Genomic DNA, 17,106 nt, shown 5'->3' on the forward strand with positions numbered 1-17,106 from the left:
TTCCGTCGATTCAGTGAAAATATCGGATCAGAACATAAAGCAATATCAGCGCACATGCACCTGCTGCCGCAATCATGCCAAGGCGCTTTTCGATAAATTCACGGATCGGTTCGCCATAGCGACGCAACAGCCATGCCAGAAAGAAAAAGCGGGCGCCGCGCGCCACGACAGCAAGCACGATAAACAGGAAAAGATTGACCCCGATAACGCCTGACAGGATTGTCACCACCTTGATTGGCGGCAGATGCGCAAGGCCGGATGTGATCAGCATCAAAACGATAAAGCCAATGCCCGAAGACAGGCGCAGTTCTTCAAACTGGTCATATTTGCCGTAAAATTCCAGCACCGGCCTGGCCAGCGCCTCATAAGCATAATGGCCTAAAAACCAGCCAGCGATACCGCCCAGAACCGAGGCAATTGTTGCCACCAGCGCATAGCGATAGGCGCGATCGGGCCGGGAAAGCGCCATCGGCAGATACAGCACATCGGCAGGAACCAGAAAAACCGAACTTTCCACAAAGGCAATAAAAACCAGCCACCATTCGGCTGATTTCCGTGCCGCAAGCGACAAGGTCCAGTCGTAAAGTCCACGAAGCATGAAGGCTGTCCTCAGATTGTGTGAGGTTTAGAACAATGCGTCCAATCAGATACACGACGCTCCAGAGCAGCTATCATAATGGCGGCTGAAAGTAACCAGCTTTGAGCAAAGGTTTCCATTGACGAAACCCCGTCAAGGTCTGTAAAGGGTCCATGCTGATGCCTCCTTGGTGGAATTGGTAGACACGAAGCACTCAAAATGCTTTGCGAAAGCGTCCCGGTTCGAGTCCGGGAGGAGGTACCATCTAGCCTGTCTCGGACAAAAGATGATCCGGGCCCTCACCCGGAAATGCGTATCCATCGACGCGCCCTGTTGCGCAAGCCCCGCATGACATTGCGCGCTTCGCGGTAAAGATGCATCTGTGCTGCCGCCTGCCGCGCGGCCCGATCCGCCGAAGGCGTCAGGCCGATGATAAGGGTGCCCATGCGCCGCCGTTCCGTCCACAGGCGGCTCATCACCGGATGGTCAGGGACAGCGCAAGAATCGGTAAATTCAATGTTTGGATCGTCCAGATGCTGGCGCGTCACCTCCAGCATCAACAATGTCCCGGGCGAAAAAGCCGCCAGCCTCTCATCATAAGCCGTCTTCCACGTATAGGCGACGCCCTGCTCCACAAAGACGACAAGACTGGCAATAGTGCGCCCATCGAGCTTGAGCGTGTGCACCCGGCACATATCCCGCTCAGCAAGCTTGTGAACGGCCTCACGTGCAAAAGCGGCCTGATAGCGGTCGACCATCATGGCCGTGCCCTTGCGCCCCTTCCAGCCCGCTGCCTCAAGCACAAGAAAGCCTTCCATGGCAGGGCGCACCTCATCGGGGGTGCGCGCCACATCATGCAATACAGTTCCCTGCTCTTCCAGCCGACGACGCAGGCGGCGAAACTCACGAACATGATGCGAGCTAAGGGAGGATTTCAGATAGGATTCACCATCCAGTTCACTGTTCAAAACCGGGCGTTCAACCTGATCTGTCATCAGCAATGTCAGTTGCAGCGCTTCCGCAGTCGATTGCAGGGCTTTGGCCATTGGCCCGTTCAGGCGCATATCGGGCACCACCAAAACCTTCGGCAAGCGCAGATGCGGGCGCGCCAGAATCGCAAACAAATCTTCTAAAACGCCCAGCGGATCATCATGATCGACCAGCGGCGTGCCCACGGGCCCAAACGGGTTCGACCAGGTGCGGATGACAGGAACGCCGAGCGGAATGCTGGGCCTTGCAATGGAAAACGGCATGGAAAGGCGCAGGCGTGAGCGATAATCATCACCGTCGCGGATTACGGCCAGCCGCACCTCACGCTCATCCAGACGCGCCATGGCAGGCGCCAGAAACCGTGGGTTGAAAAACACATTCGGCTCGATTGCCCGCGCTCCCAGATAATCGAGCTCCTCGACAAGTTCAAAACCTGCCATGGCCGGATAAATGGCAAGGGTCCGCTGTGGCCGTGTACCGGCCAGAAGTTCAAGCTGGGCGGGATCCGCCCCCTCTCTGGCCAGCCCGGCCAGGCTGGAGACCAGCGCGCCAGCGGGCCCGCCACTGGTTTCTTCTATCAGCGGAATGGCAGCCATTACGGGCTATTCCCTGCAGGGTCAGCGCAAACAGATCCTTTGCAAGGTGTTGCGCGCATACCGGCCTTGCTGTGCCGGTCAACCATCATGGCGCAGAAAAAACGCACCCGTTCACACTCCATGTTTCTTGACCACCCTGTCACTCAGAGCAGAAACCTACCTCCCAACATTTAAGAAACCGTGCGAAATTTACAGCGACTTTTCTCTTACGACTTCAAGATATCCGCCCATTCAGGATGGCGACGAAATTGCGCCGCCGCAAACGGACACAAGGGAATGATCTTTCGTCCTGCCGCCCGCGCATCCTCCACCGCACGGGTGAGCAGCCGCAATCCCGCCCCCTGCCCGCGAAAAGCATCCGGCACGCCGGTATGGTCAATGATGATCTGGTTGTCTCCGGCACTGGTAAAGGTCAGTTCAGCCTCTGCCCCATCCGGTCCGCGCAACACATAGCGCCCCTTGGAGCCATGATCTTCAAATTCAATGTCTGAAAGCTCTGCGCTCACGTCAATCATCCTCATTGCGGCCCAGAATCAAAATCATGGGGGCCAGAACCACGGGGATCAGAACCCTGCGGCGTCTTGTTTTCACGATAAATGGCATAGGCCAGCAAGGCCAGCGCCGGGCCGGCCAGCAAGCCTGCCCCGCCACGGCTGCGCAGCAAAGCCGGAAGCAGCGGCAAGGCAGCAAGTGCTGCAGAAGCCCCGAATGCAGCCATATCAGCCTTGCGCTGTCGTTCCCGCCGCTGACGGGTCCGCACATTGATCAGAATGCGAAACACAAGAAGGATCAGCCCCGCCAGAACAAGAGAGCCGACCCCGAAGCCGATCGTCGTTTTCAGCGCGCCATAGTGTGAGGCTGTCCAGATATAAAGTGCGGCAATCAAAAATCCGAGGCCGCATAAAGCGACAAGCCCGGCCATGACATAGGCAATGGCTGCGCATTTTGCCCGGCGCATTGCCGCTGTTGTTTCACCCGAAACAATTCCGGCCATCAAGGATATCAAAGCCTGCATGGCAGTGCGCAATCAGCGACGCGACACAAGGCCGATGAGAAAGCCCAGCCCTGCCGCCACGGCAAGTGAAGTCACCGGCTTTTCACGAATAGTGACCAGCATCTGCTCCTCAAAATCCTGCGCATTGCCCTTTATGCTTTCCATGGCCGCTTCACCTTGTGCACGCAAATGCTCGACGCCTTTTGCTGCAACCTTGCTGGCAGAATCATAACTTTTCTGGCCAGCTTCAGAAAGCTGCTTTGACAGATTTTCAATATCAGCCTTCAACTGTGCAATGTCAGCTTCAAGATCGGCAGTGCTCTTGGGCTCAGTCGTGGATTTGGGAGTTGCAGCCATGATCGGCTCCTTGTTTCATTTTATTTCAATGACATGATAACGCTGTTTGAGCGGCAAGGTTCCAATTATCGCACCTGTTTCAATCAACACTTGCTGTCATGATCTGCGTTGAAATTGCGTCGGGACCGAAATCTTCCTCACCTGAAATCTGCAACAGCGACAAAAGCCGTGTGCGGGCCCGGCTGACCCGGCTCTTGATGGTACCGACAGCGCAGCCGCAGATTTCGGCCGCTTCCTCATAGGAAAAACCGGACGCGCCAATCAGCACGATCGCCTCACGCTGATCTTCGGGCAATTGCTCCAGCGCCTTGCGAAAATCCTTGAAATCAAGCTGGTCATGCTGGGCCGGGTGCACCGCCAGGCGCGCCGTCATCACCCCCTCGCTATCTTGAACTTCGCGGCTGCGCTTGCGCAACTGGGAGTAAAATTCATTACGCAAGATAGTGAACAACCAGGCCTTGAGATTGGTGCCCGGTTGAAAGCTTTCATGCTTGTCCCATGCCTTGACCAGCGTTTCCTGAACCAGATCATCGGCTCTGTCGACATTTTGCGACAAGGAAACGGCAAAAGCCCGCAAGCTGGGAATTGTCTTTAAAAGATCGCTCTTGAAGCTCTCAGATACGGCCATTCATCAGTCCTTATCCTGCTTGGCTTCAACATTTGAAAGCTGGCTTAGCAATTGTGTAAACCGATCGGGCACATCCTCTTGCACCAGATCCTCGTAATATTGCCGCAGTTTGCGGCCAATTTCGGAATTAGGCCCTAAAGGGTCCGCATTTCGACCAGAACTGCCGTTTACATCTTCCAAGGTTCCGGTTCCTGTATCCTTACTACTCGATCTGTTCATTCTTTGCCTGACCCTGCCTGCTCACCCGTCTTTTCCATTATCGCCCGTCTTTTCCACTACGGGTAAAAACAGCCCGCCTTTTATGGGTGAAACTAAAGTGAGCGCTCCCCTAATATTCGATTGATCTGGCCGCCAACGTTTCCCGATCAATTTTGTTCCACCTTGCCCGGAACTTTTTACTTTCTGGTGCATTCTGGACCTGAAGCCCCGACAAAATCTGGAAATAAAGACAAAATCTGGAAAAATCCTGCCTTGGCTTTTCATACATCACGTCATGATGAGGGAGACGTAAACTGTGAGTCTATCCACGACAATTGCCCCCCACCTGCCTTTTCTTCGTCGCTTCTCACGCGCTGTTTCCGGCTCGCAAGAAAGTGGTGATGCACTGGTTGCTGCAATGCTGGAAGCAATTATTGCCGATACCAGTATTTTTCCAAAAGCCTCCAGTGATCGCATTGCGCTCTACAAGATTTTTACGCGCATGTTCACCTCTGTAGCCATCCGTATTCCGCAAGAGGAAACGGCAGCGCCAGATTGGGAAAAACATGCTGCCGCCAATCTCAACACATTGGCGCCACGCCCGCGACAGGCATTTTTACTGGTTGCCGTTGAAGGCTTTGATGAAAAGCAGGCGGCTGAAATTCTCGATGTGGATGAAACAGAATTTACCCGCCTGCTTTCTGAAGCCAGCCGTGAAATTTCGCGTCAGGTTGCAACTGACATTCTCATTATCGAAGATGAGCCGCTGATTGCCATGGATATAGAGGAAATGGTGGAAAGTCTGGGCCACCGGGCGGTCGGCATTGCCCGCACGCATGATGAGGCCGTGGCATTATTTGCCAAAACACAACCGCATATGGTGCTGGCCGATATTCAGCTTGCCGATAACAGTTCCGGTATTGATGCCGTCAATGAGATCTTATCCCTCACACCGGTGCCGGTCATCTTCATCACAGCCTTTCCGGAGCGCCTTTTGACGGGCGAACGCCCCGAGCCAGCCTTCCTTGTCACCAAGCCTTTTAATCCGGACATGGTCAAAGCACTCATCAGTCAGGCTTTGTTTTTCAACCATCAGGCCAAGATCACAGCCTGATTTTTAAAAAGATACGGGAACCATCATCGCCCATAGGACGTTCAGAAGGCAGTAGCAGATAAAATGAGGAGATCGGTCAATGCTTTACTGGACGCTGGTGTTTCTTGTGGTGGCGATTATCGCTGGCGCACTCGGTTTTGGAGGAATTGCCGGCGCTTCGGCAGGAATAGCCAAGATTTTGTTCTTCATCTTTCTGGCCTTCCTGATCATCTCACTGGTGGTCGGTCTTTTTCGTCGCGTTTAAACATGCCGGTTTGCGCCAAACTGGAAACCGTTCCCCTCAACCGATTTCCAGTTCCCGTCGGCTGATGTCTTTTAAAAGACATCAGCCGACGGACAGCATGTGGACAAACTGATCGGAACCAGTCTCAAGAGAGCAAGCAATGGGTTCAATAAACGGCCCCATAAAACCTCCTGACCCCGACGAGGAAATCATCGATCCCTCCTTGCATGACGATTCGCAACTTGGCAAAGCCTTGCTGCATGCTCTGCGCAATGCAGGTGTGTCGGTTCTGTATCAGGATAAAAACCTGCGAACAGTATGGGCCCGCAACATGGCCGCCCCCTGGATGCAGGGCCATGCCGACAACACCATCCTGCCCCCCTCACAGACGTCGCGCATCATCGCAGCCCGCGAAGACGCCATCGCCAATGGCAGCCACCATCGCTTTGAGATCAATGCGCCCGACCAGGATGAATTGCGCTGGTTTGAAATCTGGATCGACCCGGACCGCCATGAAAATGGCACTGTGCGGGGGGTGATCACCACCAAGATTGAAATAACAGAGCGCAAACGCCGTGAGCAAAGCCTGCGCGCCCTGCTGCGCGAAGTCAGCCACCGGTCCAAAAATCTTCTGGCCATCATTCAAAGCATCGCCAGCCAGACCGGACGCCATGCCAGCACCATATCGGGGTTTCTGACCAGTTTTCAGGGGCGGCTGCAATCGCTTTCCGCCTCACAGGATATTGTCACATCCTCAAACTGGCGCGGTGCGGGCCTGAAAGAACTCATCAAAGGCCAGCTTGGCTATACCCCCACCAATAATGACGATATATTTCATTTTGAGGGGGCCAATCCTTATCTAAGCCCCAACGCAGCCCTTCATATCGGACTTGCCGTGCATGAACTGGTTGTCAACTCGCTTTCACGCGGGGCCTTGTCACAATCGGGCAATCATATTCATGTGCGCGCCCATATCGACAGACTGGAAGATAAAACAGAGGCAATCTCCCTCACCTTGCAGTGGAATGAGCAGCTTGAATGCCGCAGCACATTGCCATCTCCGCAAGATTTCAGGCGTGTCACACTGGAACGTGTGGTTCCAACCGCCCTGAACGGTCAGGCTTTCTTAACACTTAACAATGGGGAACTGGAATACAGGCTGGTCATTCCAGCCAGCAATTTTGAAACATCAACAGGAGGAGAAAATGAGACCTGAGCCAAAATCACCTTGCACCACGTTTAAAGCCTTTTGCTGTCACATGATTCCATCCGACTGCAAAAGGCTCTAAAATATATTTTCCCTGTAAGGCAATCCACCAGAACCTTGACGGTTTCATTTTATTGGGCAAGTGAATCACCACAAGGCGAGGGTTTTAAAGCGAGAGGAACTATTCCATGTATAAAACCATCATAGTGCTGGCAGCAATTGCTGCCATGAGCGGCTGCACCACCACTGAACGCGATGTTGGCGTTGGCGCGGCTGCCGGTGCGGTTATTGGCGGCATTGCCGGCGGCACCAAGGGTGCGCTTATCGGCACGGCAGTCGGTGCCGGCTCGGGCCTTCTGGTCCGCAATTTGCGCAATGGCTATTGCGAATATCGCGATCCCGATACCCGCCGCATCTACACCGCCCGCTGCAACTGATCTTAGAAAAGTTGCAGACTTTTTAAGATAAGATCATGCGGAAGAAGAAGGTCGGCTCTGCCGGCCTTCTTGTTTCAGCGGCCAGCCTGCTTATTTCAGCGGAATGCGGATTTTCACCTGAAGGCCGCTCGGCAAAAAACGTCGGCTGATAGACCCGCCAAGTTCACGGGTGATATTGACATCAATCAGTTTGGTGCCAAAGCCGATGCTTTCAGGCTTCTGAAGATTTTCCTGTTCCGATTCACGCCAGTTCAAGATCAACATCCGCTTGCGGTGCTGCCCTTCCACCCGCCAGTCAACCTTGAGCGCATCAATCGAATTGCTTGCTTTTCCATATTTCAAGGCATTGGTCGCCAGTTCATGAAAAGTCAGGCCCAGCGCCTGTGTGGCAGCCTCATCGAGTAAAACCTGCGGGCCATTCAACAGCCCCGGCTGAAGATCGTTGCCAAACACCTGCTCCAGTTCAATGCGCAGCAACTCCATAAGATCCACCTTTTGCCAGCGCGAGCGCGTCAGCATATCCTGTGAAGCGGCCATCGCCTGCAAGCGGGCGGTAAAGGATTCAGAAAACTCATTCACATCGGCGGCCCGTGAGGCCGTCTGTCTGGAAATCGCCAATATGCGGGAAATGAGATTCTTGATCCGGTGCTTCATCTCCTGAAGCATCAAATCCTTTTCCAAAAGGCTCTTTTCGGCTGTTTCATGCAGTTTTTCAGCAGCATCATAGGCGCGTTCCCTGTAGCGGGACACCAGCGCAATAGCGACAGCCGACAACAACCCAAACAGGCCAAGCATGACAGGGATCACAGGCGAGGATGGTGGCGAAAACGCAACCGTTGGCTCAAATTTCAAAGCCCACTGGCGGTCAGCCACATTCATATAGCGCGTATCCACAAGGTTCCCCATCGTGATGGCGGGCGTTGCGGAATTGAACATCGGTTTTTCTTCTCCTGTCTGGCTGTCATAAATGGTGACATGGACAGGAAGCAGGGGCATACGCAGCAGCGCCGAATTGAACAACTCATCAGAACGAAACCCGGCATAAAGAAAGCCGTCGGTAAGCGGAGGCGGCGTTTGAGTTGCGGCAAAAGGCCGGGCATTCTTCAACCGCACAAAAACAACAAAGCCCGCAAATGGGTCAACTCCGGCATTTTCACCCAGCATGAGCGGTGCTGTGGCATGTAGAGCGTCATCGCTCATCGCCATTTCCATCGCCTGACGACGGATCGGGTCTGAAAACATGTCATAGCCAATCAACATGTCGCTGGACGGTTTGCGCGGCTCAAAAATCACAACAGGTGCGCGCCATTGCTGATCCGTTTCAGGATAGATTTCGCGCTCCAGCCCCTGTTCCTGATGGATGAGGCTCCTGATCTGCTCCTCATCGCCTGTGCGCGCCAGCCGCAAAGTGCCCAGACCACGCAGGCCCGGGAAATTCACCTTCATGTCCAGCGCCGCAATAAAAGCCTGGAATTGCGGCTGACTGACCCGATTTTCATGTGTATCGAGAAAAGCCTGTGTGGTTTTCAACAGGGTCAGATGCAGATCCAGCCGCGTTTCAATCCGCGAGATCGCATCATCAACAATGGCCTCAAACTTGATACGTGCCGCTTCCTGACTGCCAAAATAGGCAAATCCCGCCATTGCCAGACTGATCAGGGCAATGGCCAAAAAGGTAAGAAGCGGAAAGAGTCTTTTCAACAGGCTGCGTAATCCCTCAATATATAAGGCATTAGTAGCAAGTCCGTGTATCTTGACAAGCGTGAGGTGACAACCACCAGAGCATTTTTGTGAGTACAGAGATGCCCTTATTCCGGCCTGATCGCATAGCCTGAACCACGCACCGTGCGGATAATATCGGGCATAGCCCCATGATTGAGCGCCTTGCGCAATCGGCCCACATGCACATCGACCGTGCGCTCATCAATATAGATTGTCTCGCCCCACACATTGTCCAGCAATTGCCCGCGCGAAAAAACCCGGCCAGGATTTTGCATGAAAAATTCCAGCAACCGAAACTCGGTCGGACCAAGCCTGATCTCAAGCTCCTGACGATAGACACGGTGCTGCTCGCGATCGAGCACAATATCGCCAACCGTAAGCACGGACGACAAAACCTCGGGCTTGGTGCGCCGCAGCAGGGCTTTGACCCGCGCCACCAGTTCCGGCATGGAAAAAGGCTTGACCAGATAATCATCAGCCCCGGTGGAAAGGCCGCGCACCCGGTCGCTTTCTTCACCACGCGCCGTCAGCATGATGACCGGCAAGCGCGCACTTTGCTCGCGCATCCGCAGCCGCCGGCACAATTCAATGCCCGAAATGACCGGCACCATCCAGTCGAGGATCAAAAGATCAGGCACATTTTCCTGCAAGCGCAATTCTGCTTCATCACCACGGGTGATGATCTCGACCTGATAGCCTTCCGCTTCCAGATTGTAGCGCAAGAGAATGCCCAGTGGCTCCTCATCCTCAACCACCATGATACGTGGCGCAATCATTTCCTGCTCCTGAAACCGGCTCAGGCTACGGGCGCAGGCATGCCGGTCTCGTCCTGCTTGGGACGCTCGACAGGCAATTGCGCACCAGTCAGCACATAATAGGCATTTTCTGCAATATTGGTGACGTGGTCACCAATCCGCTCCAGATTCTTGGCGCAAAACAGCAAATGCGTACAAGCCGTGATATTGCGTGCATCTTCCATCATATAGGTCAGCAATTCACGGAAAACGGCGGTATAGCGCACGTCGATCAGTTCATCTTCGTCACGCAACCGCACCAGTCCTTCCGGGTTGCGCGCCTCATATTCTTCAATAACGCCGTGCACCTGTTCCAAAACCAGCCCGGTCATATCCTCAATCGAACGGGCCAGTTCGCGCGGCATGGAGGATTTGCCAACCGCATCGACACGCTTGGCGATGTTTTTGGCCAGATCGCCGATCCGTTCCAGATCACCGGCCATGCGTAGCGCTCCCACAACGGCGCGCAGATCCTGCGCCATCGGCTGACGCTTGCCAATCAGCACAATGGCGCGATCATCCAGCCGCCGCTGATAATCATCCATGATGAGATCTTCTGAAACAACCCGCTTTGCCAATGCGCTGTCAGTAGAAATCAGGCTTTTCGTGGCCTCATCAATCATCGTGCTGGCCAGGTTCACCATATCGCGCACCAATTGCTGGATCTCTTTGAGATCTTCATCAAAGGCGGTTACCGTATGAGTGCTCATCATGCGTCCCTCATCTGTTGCCATGACAGCGGCAAATCCTCAACCGAAGCGGCCGGTGATGTAATCTTGCGTGCGCTTGTCATCAGGATTGGTGAACATCTTCTCCGTCGGCCCTTCCTCAGCCAGATTGCCAAGATGGAACATGGCGGTGCGCTGCGAAACGCGCGCGGCCTGCTGCATGGAGTGGGTGACGATGACGATGGTGTAATTTTCCCGCAACTCGTCGATCAGTTCCTCCACACGCGCGGTGGCAATCGGATCGAGCGCCGAGCATGGCTCATCCATCAGGATGACTTCAGGCGAAACGGCAATGGCGCGTGCAATACACAAGCGCTGCTGCTGGCCACCTGAAAGGCCGGTGCCCGGATCATTAAGGCGATCCTTCACCTCATTGAACAGGCCCGCCCGCTTCAGGCTGGTTTCCACAATGGCGTCCATATCGGCCTTGTTGCGCGCCAGACCGTGAATGCGTGGGCCATAGGCCACATTCTCATAGATCGATTTTGGAAACGGGTTCGGCTTCTGGAACACCATACCGACACGTGAGCGCAACTCGACCACGTCGATATTGCGATCATAAATATCTTCGCCATCCAGCGTGATCTTTCCTTCGACACGGGCTGAATCAATCGTGTCATTCATCCGGTTGAGACAGCGCAAAAAGGTCGATTTTCCGCAGCCGGACGGGCCAATCAGGGCTGTGACCTGATTTTGACGGATTAAAAGATCCACCCCGAACAGGGCCTGCTTGTCGCCATAAAAGACACACACCTTCTCGCCGCGCATCTTGATGTTCTCATTGGTGGCGGGCGCCACATCTGCGCTCATGGCCTTCTCCAGAATGGCTTCATCCATGATATTCATGGTTTTTTCCTTGATCTACCAGCGCCGCTCAAAACGCCGACGCAGCAAAATGGCTATCAAATTCATCGCCGCCAAAAACAGCAACAGAATGATGATGGCGCCTGAGGTGCGCTCCACAAAAGCGCGCTCGGCCTCATTGGCCCACATATAGATCTGCACCGGCAAGGCAGTGGCCGGATCAAGCGGCGTTGTCGGATAGTCGGCCACAAAGGCAACCATGCCAATCAGCAATAGCGGCGCAGTCTCACCCAGCGCCTGCGCCAGACCGATAATGGTGCCGGTCAGGATACCGGGAGCCGCCAGGGGCAGCACATGATGAAACACGGTTTGCATGGGAGAGGCGCCAATGCCCAGCGCACCGGCGCGGATTGACGGCGGCACCGCCTTGAGCGCCGCACGGGTGGCGATGATGATGGTGGGCAATGTCATCAATGTCAGCACCAGACCACCAACCAGCGAGGCTGAACGCGGCAGACCGGCAAAGCCGATAAAGACCGCCAGCCCCAGCAGACCGAACACGATGGAAGGCACGGCCGCCAGATTGTTGATATTGACCTCGATCAGGTCGGTCCAGCGGTTTTTGGGCGCAAACTCTTCCAGATAAATGGAGGCGGCAACCCCGATCGGCAGCGCCAGCACCAGCACGATCAGCATCATGTAAAGCGAACCGATCAGCGCCACACCCATGCCCGCCATTTCCGGACGGCTGGACGCGCCGAAGGTGAACAGTCCGGTGTTAAAATTCTGGGTCATGGCGCCTTGCTCGTCCAGCACCTTCATCCATTCAAGCTGACGGTCCTTGACCTTGCGCCGTGCTTCAGGAACCGACAGGTCAATCTGGCCCTTATTGGCTGAATCGATATCGCCGCTGGCCAGCACCCGGATATTTTGCGTGGTGCCCAAAATGGCAGGGTTTTCCATCACCATGCTGCGCAGTTGCACACGCGCCCCTTGCGAGATCATGTTGGAAAGCTGGCGCAAATCAGCTTTGTTTTTTGTATCGTCAACATCAATGCCAAGCTTTGCAGCAAGCGCATTTCGCACCAGAAGCGGATAATTTGCCCGAACCAGAACGCCCGGATCGCTATCGCGCTGCCCCTTGGGGTCAATGATTTGAGGATCAAAATCAACGGCAAGGCTGATCGAGGTCTGCCAGAAGGCGGTGTAGCCGCCGCGGATGACCGTAAACAGCAATGCGCCCAGAAAAAACAGGCCAATGGCGATGGCGACAAGACCGTAAAGCCGGAACCGGCGCTCGGCATGATAGCGGCGCTTGATGCCAATATCACGGCGTGGCGGCTGACTGGCAGGTGCAGTGCGAGCCTGATCGAACGAAAGGTCGGTCATTCATACTGCTCCCGATATTTGCGCACAATGTAGAGCGCCAGCACATTCATGGCGAGCGTAATGACAAACAGGGTAATACCCAATGCAAAGGCAACCAGCGTTTGCGGCGAGGTAAATTCAAGATCGCCGGTCAACTGATTGACGATCTTGACCGTGATGGTGGTCATTGTCTCACCCGGATTGATGGTCAACCTGGCCGCAACGCCGGCGGCCAGCACAACAATCATGGTTTCACCAATGGCGCGTGAGGCCGTCAGCAACAAGGCGCCGACAATGCCGGGCAGGGCTGCCGGAAGAATGACATTGCGCACTGTTTCAGAACGTGTCGCCCCCAGTCCCAGCGAACCATCATGCAAGGCCCGCGGCACAGCGCTGATAATGTCATCAGAAAGCGATGAGACAAAGGGAATGAGCATGATGCCCATGACCAGACCGGCCGTCAGCACGCTTTGCGCCATGATGAAGGGCTGGCCGCCTGCAAGGGCGGCAGAAAGATCGCGCAGCAGCGGCCCGACGGTCACCAGCGCAAAAATACCATAGACGATTGTGGGAATACCAGCCAGCAGCTCCAGCACCGGCTTGACCACCGAGCGCAATTTTCGCGAGGCATATTCCGACATGTAAATTGCCGCATAAAGGCCCACAGGCACGGCAAACACCATGGCCACCAGCGCAATATACAAGGTGCCGGCCAGAAGCGGGATCAGGCCAAACTGGCCCGTTGCGTCTTCAGAACCGGCAGCCGCAAAACGCGGATCCCATACAGTACCGAAAAAGAAATTGGACAAAGGCACGGACTTGAAGAAACTCAGGGTCTGAAACAGCATCGACAAAACAATGCCAACCGTCGTCAGTATGGCGACGGCAGAAGCAGCAATCAGCGTCCACAGCATGGCTCGCTCAACAAAATTGCGCATGCCGCGATGCCGTATCGCGCCCGACAGAACAAGCCGCGCCAGCATGAAGGCTGCCACAACAACGGCAAGGATGACTGCAAAAACCCAGGAAACGCTCATGAAGTGCTCGGCTGAAGTGCTCGGCTTGGTTTTCTTGAAAATCAACCTGAATGGCTTCAGGCAATAAAATGGTCCGGGAAGCAGATGCTCCCCGGACCATGAGTATTCAATCTTACATGGTCTTGCCAGCTTCAAATGCGGCGCGCTGTTCATCGCGCTCTGCATCAGGAGCAGCAACCAGACCATAATCAGCAAGCGGGCTGTCAGGGCCGACCATTTCATCGGAAAGGAAGAAGGTCACATAGTCCTTCAGACCGGGAACAAGATCCAGATGCGCGTTCTTGACATAGAAGAACAGCGGACGCGATACCGGATATTCACCCGCAGCAATGGTCTCTACCGAAGGAGCAATACCTTCAACAGTGGCAACCTTGAGCTTGTCGGCATTGTTTTCATAGAAAGCCAGGCCGAACACACCAACGCCGGTCTTGTTGGAGTCGATACGAGCCAGCGTTTCAGTGTAATCTCCGTCAATATCAACAGCCTTGCCGTCCTTGCGCACCATGACGCAGGCGGCAGAAGCAGCCTTGTCATCAACGCCCGTGGCCTTGATGGCCTCCAGTGCGCCTGTGGCCTTGCAGCCCTCGGTCATCAGCTTTTCTTCAAAAACTTCGCGGGTGCCGTGCTTTTCGCCCGGAATATAGGCAGCAATATCCCAATCCGGCAGGGCGGAATTGACTTCATTCCACTTCGTAACCGGATTATCGACCAGCGCGCCATCGACAACAACCTGAGCAGCAAGCGCCTTATAGACATCCTGCGCCGTCAGGGCCCAGTCGGGACCGTTAATGTCAGTTGCAAAGACGATACCGTCATAACCGATGCGCACTTCCTGAATGGCAGTTACGCCAGCATCGGCGCAGGCCTTGACTTCCGATTCCTTGATCGGACGTGACGAGTTGGCAATGTCGATGGTGTTTTCACCAACGCCCTTGCAGAATTCCTTGAGGCCGCCCGACGAGCCACCCGATTCCACTACCGGGGTTTTGAAGTCGGGATAAACTTCAGCAAAATTTTCAGCAACGATGCGGGCATAGGGAAGAACCGTGGATGAACCGGCAATCTGAACCTGATCACGAGCGGCTGCAAAGCCAACTGTTGCGGTCAGGGCAAGTGCGGCAACCGATGCGGTGAGGACATATTTCTTCATGGAAAGTCTGTTCCTGTTCCTGTTCCTGTTCATAAGGTGTTCTGACAGCGCCTTGAATGACGCTCGCCGTGCCAATAGGCCCCGTTTGTTACAGTTACATGACAGTTTGATGTCACTCCGGTTAAGCTTGCCGCGAAAGGCTTTTATCCGGCAAGTTTGTGCAGGCACATTGTCAACGCAAGCGCTGCACGATATTTCTTTTGCGATATGGTCAAGCTCATGCGTTTCAAATCTGTTTTATTTTGCACCATTTTGTTGGGCGCTGCCAGTTGTGCACGCACCGATGACGGCACCGTCGTCATTCCCAAACAGGTGGATGCACGGCGCATCTGGGACAGGGGGCCCTCCGGCACACAGACCCCGCCAGTGGAAAGCGGCTCAAACATCTTTCCGATTGTCTCATCGCAAACACGACAGACCAGCCGAACCGCAACAGCCCGACGCCCCACAGTTTCACCACAACCCGCCCGGTCCTCTGAAACCGTTGCTTGCGGCCCCGCAACCGATGCCGGTGGTCGTGTCAGAATGATATGTGAATAGATAAGCCGGCACCTTTACCCATGCGCATGATCTTATCCAAAGAACCCGCAACTTCTTTTGGGTTTATGCTCTAAATTCGGAAATTCCAGAACAGGCAGGCAAGGGTCAGGAGAAAAAATCCGGCAAAGGCCAGACTGCGCAAAAGCACATTCCGGCGCAAGACATCCAGCCCGATATGGCAGCCGACAACCGCCAGCGGCAGCAACAAGCGCCAGTCCAGCAGGCTGCGAGGGGCACTTGTCTGACCAAAGGCCCAGCGTGCTGCCACACAGCCGACAAGGGCCGCCAGCAGCGCCAAAACTGTCCACATCAGCGCATCGGCCGCATTGAGCAACACAAAACTTGCCGCCTTCAGGGGCAGGATCATCATCAACGCGGCGCTGAAAAAATACAGCCCGGCAAGGGGCAGGAAATTTTGTGCCGACACGATGCTTTCCAGCCGCCGCACCCCCACCATGCCGAATGGATAGCCATAGCGCGCCACAGCCAGAGACAACGCCATCAACATGGCGCTCAACAGTGCAACCAGCAGAAAAGACGTAATAGCCTTGCTCATAATGGCTCCATGCAAACGAATCCCTGCCGGTTTGGTAACGCAGCAGGGATAAAGACGCCAGCAGGATCCTAAAGCCTGTCTCCCGAACTGGGAACCAGTTTCAGGATAAAGACATGTGTAAAAACAAAGACTTAAAGCGGGCTTGGTGAATCTGAAAGATTGCGACACGCTTTAAAATTTAAGCGTAATGGCCGTACCCCATGGATCATGCAATGTTGCGCCCTGATCATGACGGGCAATTTCAATGCCCGCATCCTCAGCCCGGGCAATGATAGTGGCAAGATCATCCGCATCACGCATGATGATTTCAACCTGATTAAGACCGGCCATGTTTTCAGGTCGACGTGAAGCCCCGCGGCTGTTCCAGATATTGCCGGCCAGTTGATGGTGATAGCCGCCACTGCCATAAAAGCTTGCACCGGGATAATCGACCACCTTATCAAAACCCAGCACATCATTGTAAAAACGATCGGCAAGCACAGTATCTCCCACCTGCAAATGCACATGGCCAATGCTGCCGCCGTCAGGAAAACCTGCCCAGACACGACCTTCGGCCGCCATAGCCAAATCGCGCAGATCAAGTGGATCGGTGCTCATCTGCACCCGGCCAGCCTTGTCCAGCCAGTCTGCAACCGGGCGGTCGGCATAGACCTCAATACCATTGCCTTCAGGATCGGTCAGATAAAGCGCTTCACTGACAATATGATCCGAAGCGCCATCTATACGCAGGCGCATTTCAGCAATATAACCAACCCAGCGGCCCAGATCAGCGCGCGTCGGCATCAAAAAGGCTGTATGGAAAAGCCCTGCCTGACGCCGATCACGGGGAGCCAGGGCAGGATCTGCCGCCAGAATGAGCAGCGGTGTGGCGCCCACGCCAAGCACAGCCTCCTGCGGGCTGTTGCTGATTTCGCTTAGACCCAGGGTTTTCTGGTAAAAACCGGAAACGGTTTCAAGATCGCGCACCTTCAACCGGACTGTCCCAATCCGCATCGGGGCCGCATTCATATCAAAGAAATTGACTGCACTGGTCATGGTGTTTTCTCCTGAAGTCCAGTTATGGCCGCGGTTACAAATAAAGTCCGC

Annotated in this window: 20 protein-coding genes, 1 tRNA gene and 1 pseudogene; 5 read left to right on the top strand and 17 right to left on the bottom strand. The window is 54.7% G+C overall.

Annotated elements, in window-relative coordinates; all coding sequences use genetic code 11:
• Positions 1-10: 10 nt before the first annotated feature.
• Positions 11-598: a YqaA family protein gene (locus ACFPLB_RS14885; protein WP_378231035.1), complete on the bottom strand. Its 588-nt coding sequence runs from the start codon at positions 596-598 to the stop codon at positions 11-13.
• A gap of 160 nt (positions 599-758) precedes the next feature.
• Between ACFPLB_RS14885 and ACFPLB_RS14890 the strand changes: the two genes are divergently transcribed.
• Positions 759-841 (top strand) — tRNA-Leu (locus tag ACFPLB_RS14890).
• Between the two features lie 35 nt (positions 842-876).
• Here ACFPLB_RS14890 and ACFPLB_RS14895 read toward each other — a convergent pair.
• The 6 genes from ACFPLB_RS14895 to ACFPLB_RS14920 form a co-directional block, all read right to left on the bottom strand.
• Positions 877-2,163, bottom strand: coding sequence for a GNAT family N-acetyltransferase (locus ACFPLB_RS14895; RefSeq protein WP_378231037.1), 1,287 nt, complete (start codon positions 2,161-2,163; stop codon positions 877-879).
• Positions 2,164-2,369: 206 nt separating this feature from the next.
• Entirely contained in the window at positions 2,370-2,669 is a 300-nt protein-coding gene (locus ACFPLB_RS14900; protein ID WP_378231039.1) for a GNAT family N-acetyltransferase, read from the bottom strand.
• Positions 2,670-2,680: 11 nt separating this feature from the next.
• Positions 2,681-3,157: a hypothetical protein gene (locus tag ACFPLB_RS14905; protein WP_378231041.1), complete on the bottom strand. Its 477-nt coding sequence runs from the start codon at positions 3,155-3,157 to the stop codon at positions 2,681-2,683.
• A 33-nt stretch (positions 3,158-3,190) separates the two neighbouring features.
• The gene (locus ACFPLB_RS14910) at positions 3,191-3,517 is read right to left on the bottom strand and encodes an ElaB/YgaM/YqjD family protein (RefSeq protein WP_378231413.1); all 327 of its coding nucleotides are present in this window, start codon (positions 3,515-3,517) and stop codon (positions 3,191-3,193) included.
• Between the two features lie 76 nt (positions 3,518-3,593).
• Positions 3,594-4,142, bottom strand: a complete 549-nt coding sequence (locus tag ACFPLB_RS14915) for a sigma-70 family RNA polymerase sigma factor (protein WP_378231042.1) — start codon at positions 4,140-4,142, stop codon at positions 3,594-3,596.
• Between the two features lie 3 nt (positions 4,143-4,145).
• A complete protein-coding gene (locus ACFPLB_RS14920) occupies positions 4,146-4,361 on the bottom strand; it encodes a NepR family anti-sigma factor (protein ID WP_378231045.1) in 216 nt (71 codons plus the stop codon).
• Between the two features lie 295 nt (positions 4,362-4,656).
• Between ACFPLB_RS14920 and ACFPLB_RS14925 the strand changes: the two genes are divergently transcribed.
• The 4 genes from ACFPLB_RS14925 (at position 4,657) to ACFPLB_RS14940 (ending at position 7,321) form a co-directional block, all read left to right on the top strand.
• Positions 4,657-5,454, top strand: coding sequence for a response regulator (locus ACFPLB_RS14925; RefSeq protein WP_378231047.1), 798 nt, complete (start codon positions 4,657-4,659; stop codon positions 5,452-5,454).
• A gap of 79 nt (positions 5,455-5,533) precedes the next feature.
• Positions 5,534-5,698, top strand: coding sequence for a DUF1328 domain-containing protein (locus tag ACFPLB_RS14930; RefSeq protein ID WP_378231049.1), 165 nt, complete (start codon positions 5,534-5,536; stop codon positions 5,696-5,698).
• Between the two features lie 139 nt (positions 5,699-5,837).
• Positions 5,838-6,893: a sensor histidine kinase gene (locus tag ACFPLB_RS14935; protein WP_378231051.1), complete on the top strand. Its 1,056-nt coding sequence runs from the start codon at positions 5,838-5,840 to the stop codon at positions 6,891-6,893.
• Positions 6,894-7,072: 179 nt separating this feature from the next.
• Complete coding sequence (locus ACFPLB_RS14940; protein WP_378231053.1) at positions 7,073-7,321, top strand: hypothetical protein; 249 nt, start codon at positions 7,073-7,075, stop codon at positions 7,319-7,321.
• A 90-nt stretch (positions 7,322-7,411) separates the two neighbouring features.
• On the opposite strand, the gene ACFPLB_RS14945 is transcribed toward ACFPLB_RS14940, so the two are convergent.
• The 10 genes and pseudogenes from ACFPLB_RS14945 to ACFPLB_RS14990 all read right to left on the bottom strand — a co-directional run bounded on the left by ACFPLB_RS14945 (position 7,412) and on the right by ACFPLB_RS14990 (position 17,055).
• Positions 7,412-9,022 carry a CHASE domain-containing protein gene (locus ACFPLB_RS14945; RefSeq protein WP_378231055.1) on the bottom strand — a complete coding sequence of 537 codons (1,611 nt, stop codon included), beginning with the start codon at positions 9,020-9,022 and terminating at the stop codon, positions 7,412-7,414.
• Between the two features lie 107 nt (positions 9,023-9,129).
• Positions 9,130-9,816, bottom strand: a complete 687-nt coding sequence (gene phoB, locus ACFPLB_RS14950; RefSeq protein WP_378231414.1) for a phosphate regulon transcriptional regulator PhoB — start codon at positions 9,814-9,816, stop codon at positions 9,130-9,132.
• A 23-nt stretch (positions 9,817-9,839) separates the two neighbouring features.
• Positions 9,840-10,547, bottom strand: coding sequence for a phosphate signaling complex protein PhoU (gene phoU, locus ACFPLB_RS14955; protein WP_378231416.1), 708 nt, complete (start codon positions 10,545-10,547; stop codon positions 9,840-9,842).
• A 39-nt stretch (positions 10,548-10,586) separates the two neighbouring features.
• The gene (gene pstB / locus ACFPLB_RS14960) at positions 10,587-11,411 is read right to left on the bottom strand and encodes a phosphate ABC transporter ATP-binding protein PstB (protein WP_378231057.1); all 825 of its coding nucleotides are present in this window, start codon (positions 11,409-11,411) and stop codon (positions 10,587-10,589) included.
• Positions 11,412-11,426: 15 nt separating this feature from the next.
• Complete coding sequence (pstA, locus tag ACFPLB_RS14965) at positions 11,427-12,758, bottom strand: phosphate ABC transporter permease PstA (RefSeq protein ID WP_378231059.1); 1,332 nt, start codon at positions 12,756-12,758, stop codon at positions 11,427-11,429.
• Positions 12,755-13,672, bottom strand: a pseudogene (gene pstC, locus ACFPLB_RS14970) (phosphate ABC transporter permease subunit PstC); the annotation flags it as partial. The pseudogene pstC and the gene pstA, both read right to left, overlap by 4 nt.
• 214 nt (positions 13,673-13,886) lie before the next feature.
• Positions 13,887-14,924 (bottom strand): PstS family phosphate ABC transporter substrate-binding protein, encoded by a 1,038-nt coding sequence (locus ACFPLB_RS14975; RefSeq protein WP_378231061.1) that lies wholly within the window; start codon positions 14,922-14,924, stop codon positions 13,887-13,889.
• Positions 14,925-15,067: 143 nt separating this feature from the next.
• Entirely contained in the window at positions 15,068-15,310 is a 243-nt protein-coding gene (locus tag ACFPLB_RS14980) for a hypothetical protein (RefSeq protein ID WP_378231064.1), read from the bottom strand.
• A gap of 224 nt (positions 15,311-15,534) precedes the next feature.
• A complete protein-coding gene (locus tag ACFPLB_RS14985) occupies positions 15,535-16,020 on the bottom strand; it encodes a hypothetical protein (RefSeq protein WP_378231066.1) in 486 nt (161 codons plus the stop codon).
• A 171-nt stretch (positions 16,021-16,191) separates the two neighbouring features.
• Positions 16,192-17,055, bottom strand: a complete 864-nt coding sequence (locus tag ACFPLB_RS14990) for a VOC family protein (protein WP_378231068.1) — start codon at positions 17,053-17,055, stop codon at positions 16,192-16,194.
• Between the last annotated feature and the right edge of the window lie 51 nt (positions 17,056-17,106).

Origin of the sequence: Aquamicrobium segne (genome assembly GCF_042656785.1) — a bacterium.
GTDB classification, from domain to species: Bacteria; Pseudomonadota; Alphaproteobacteria; order Rhizobiales; family Rhizobiaceae; genus Mesorhizobium; species Mesorhizobium segne.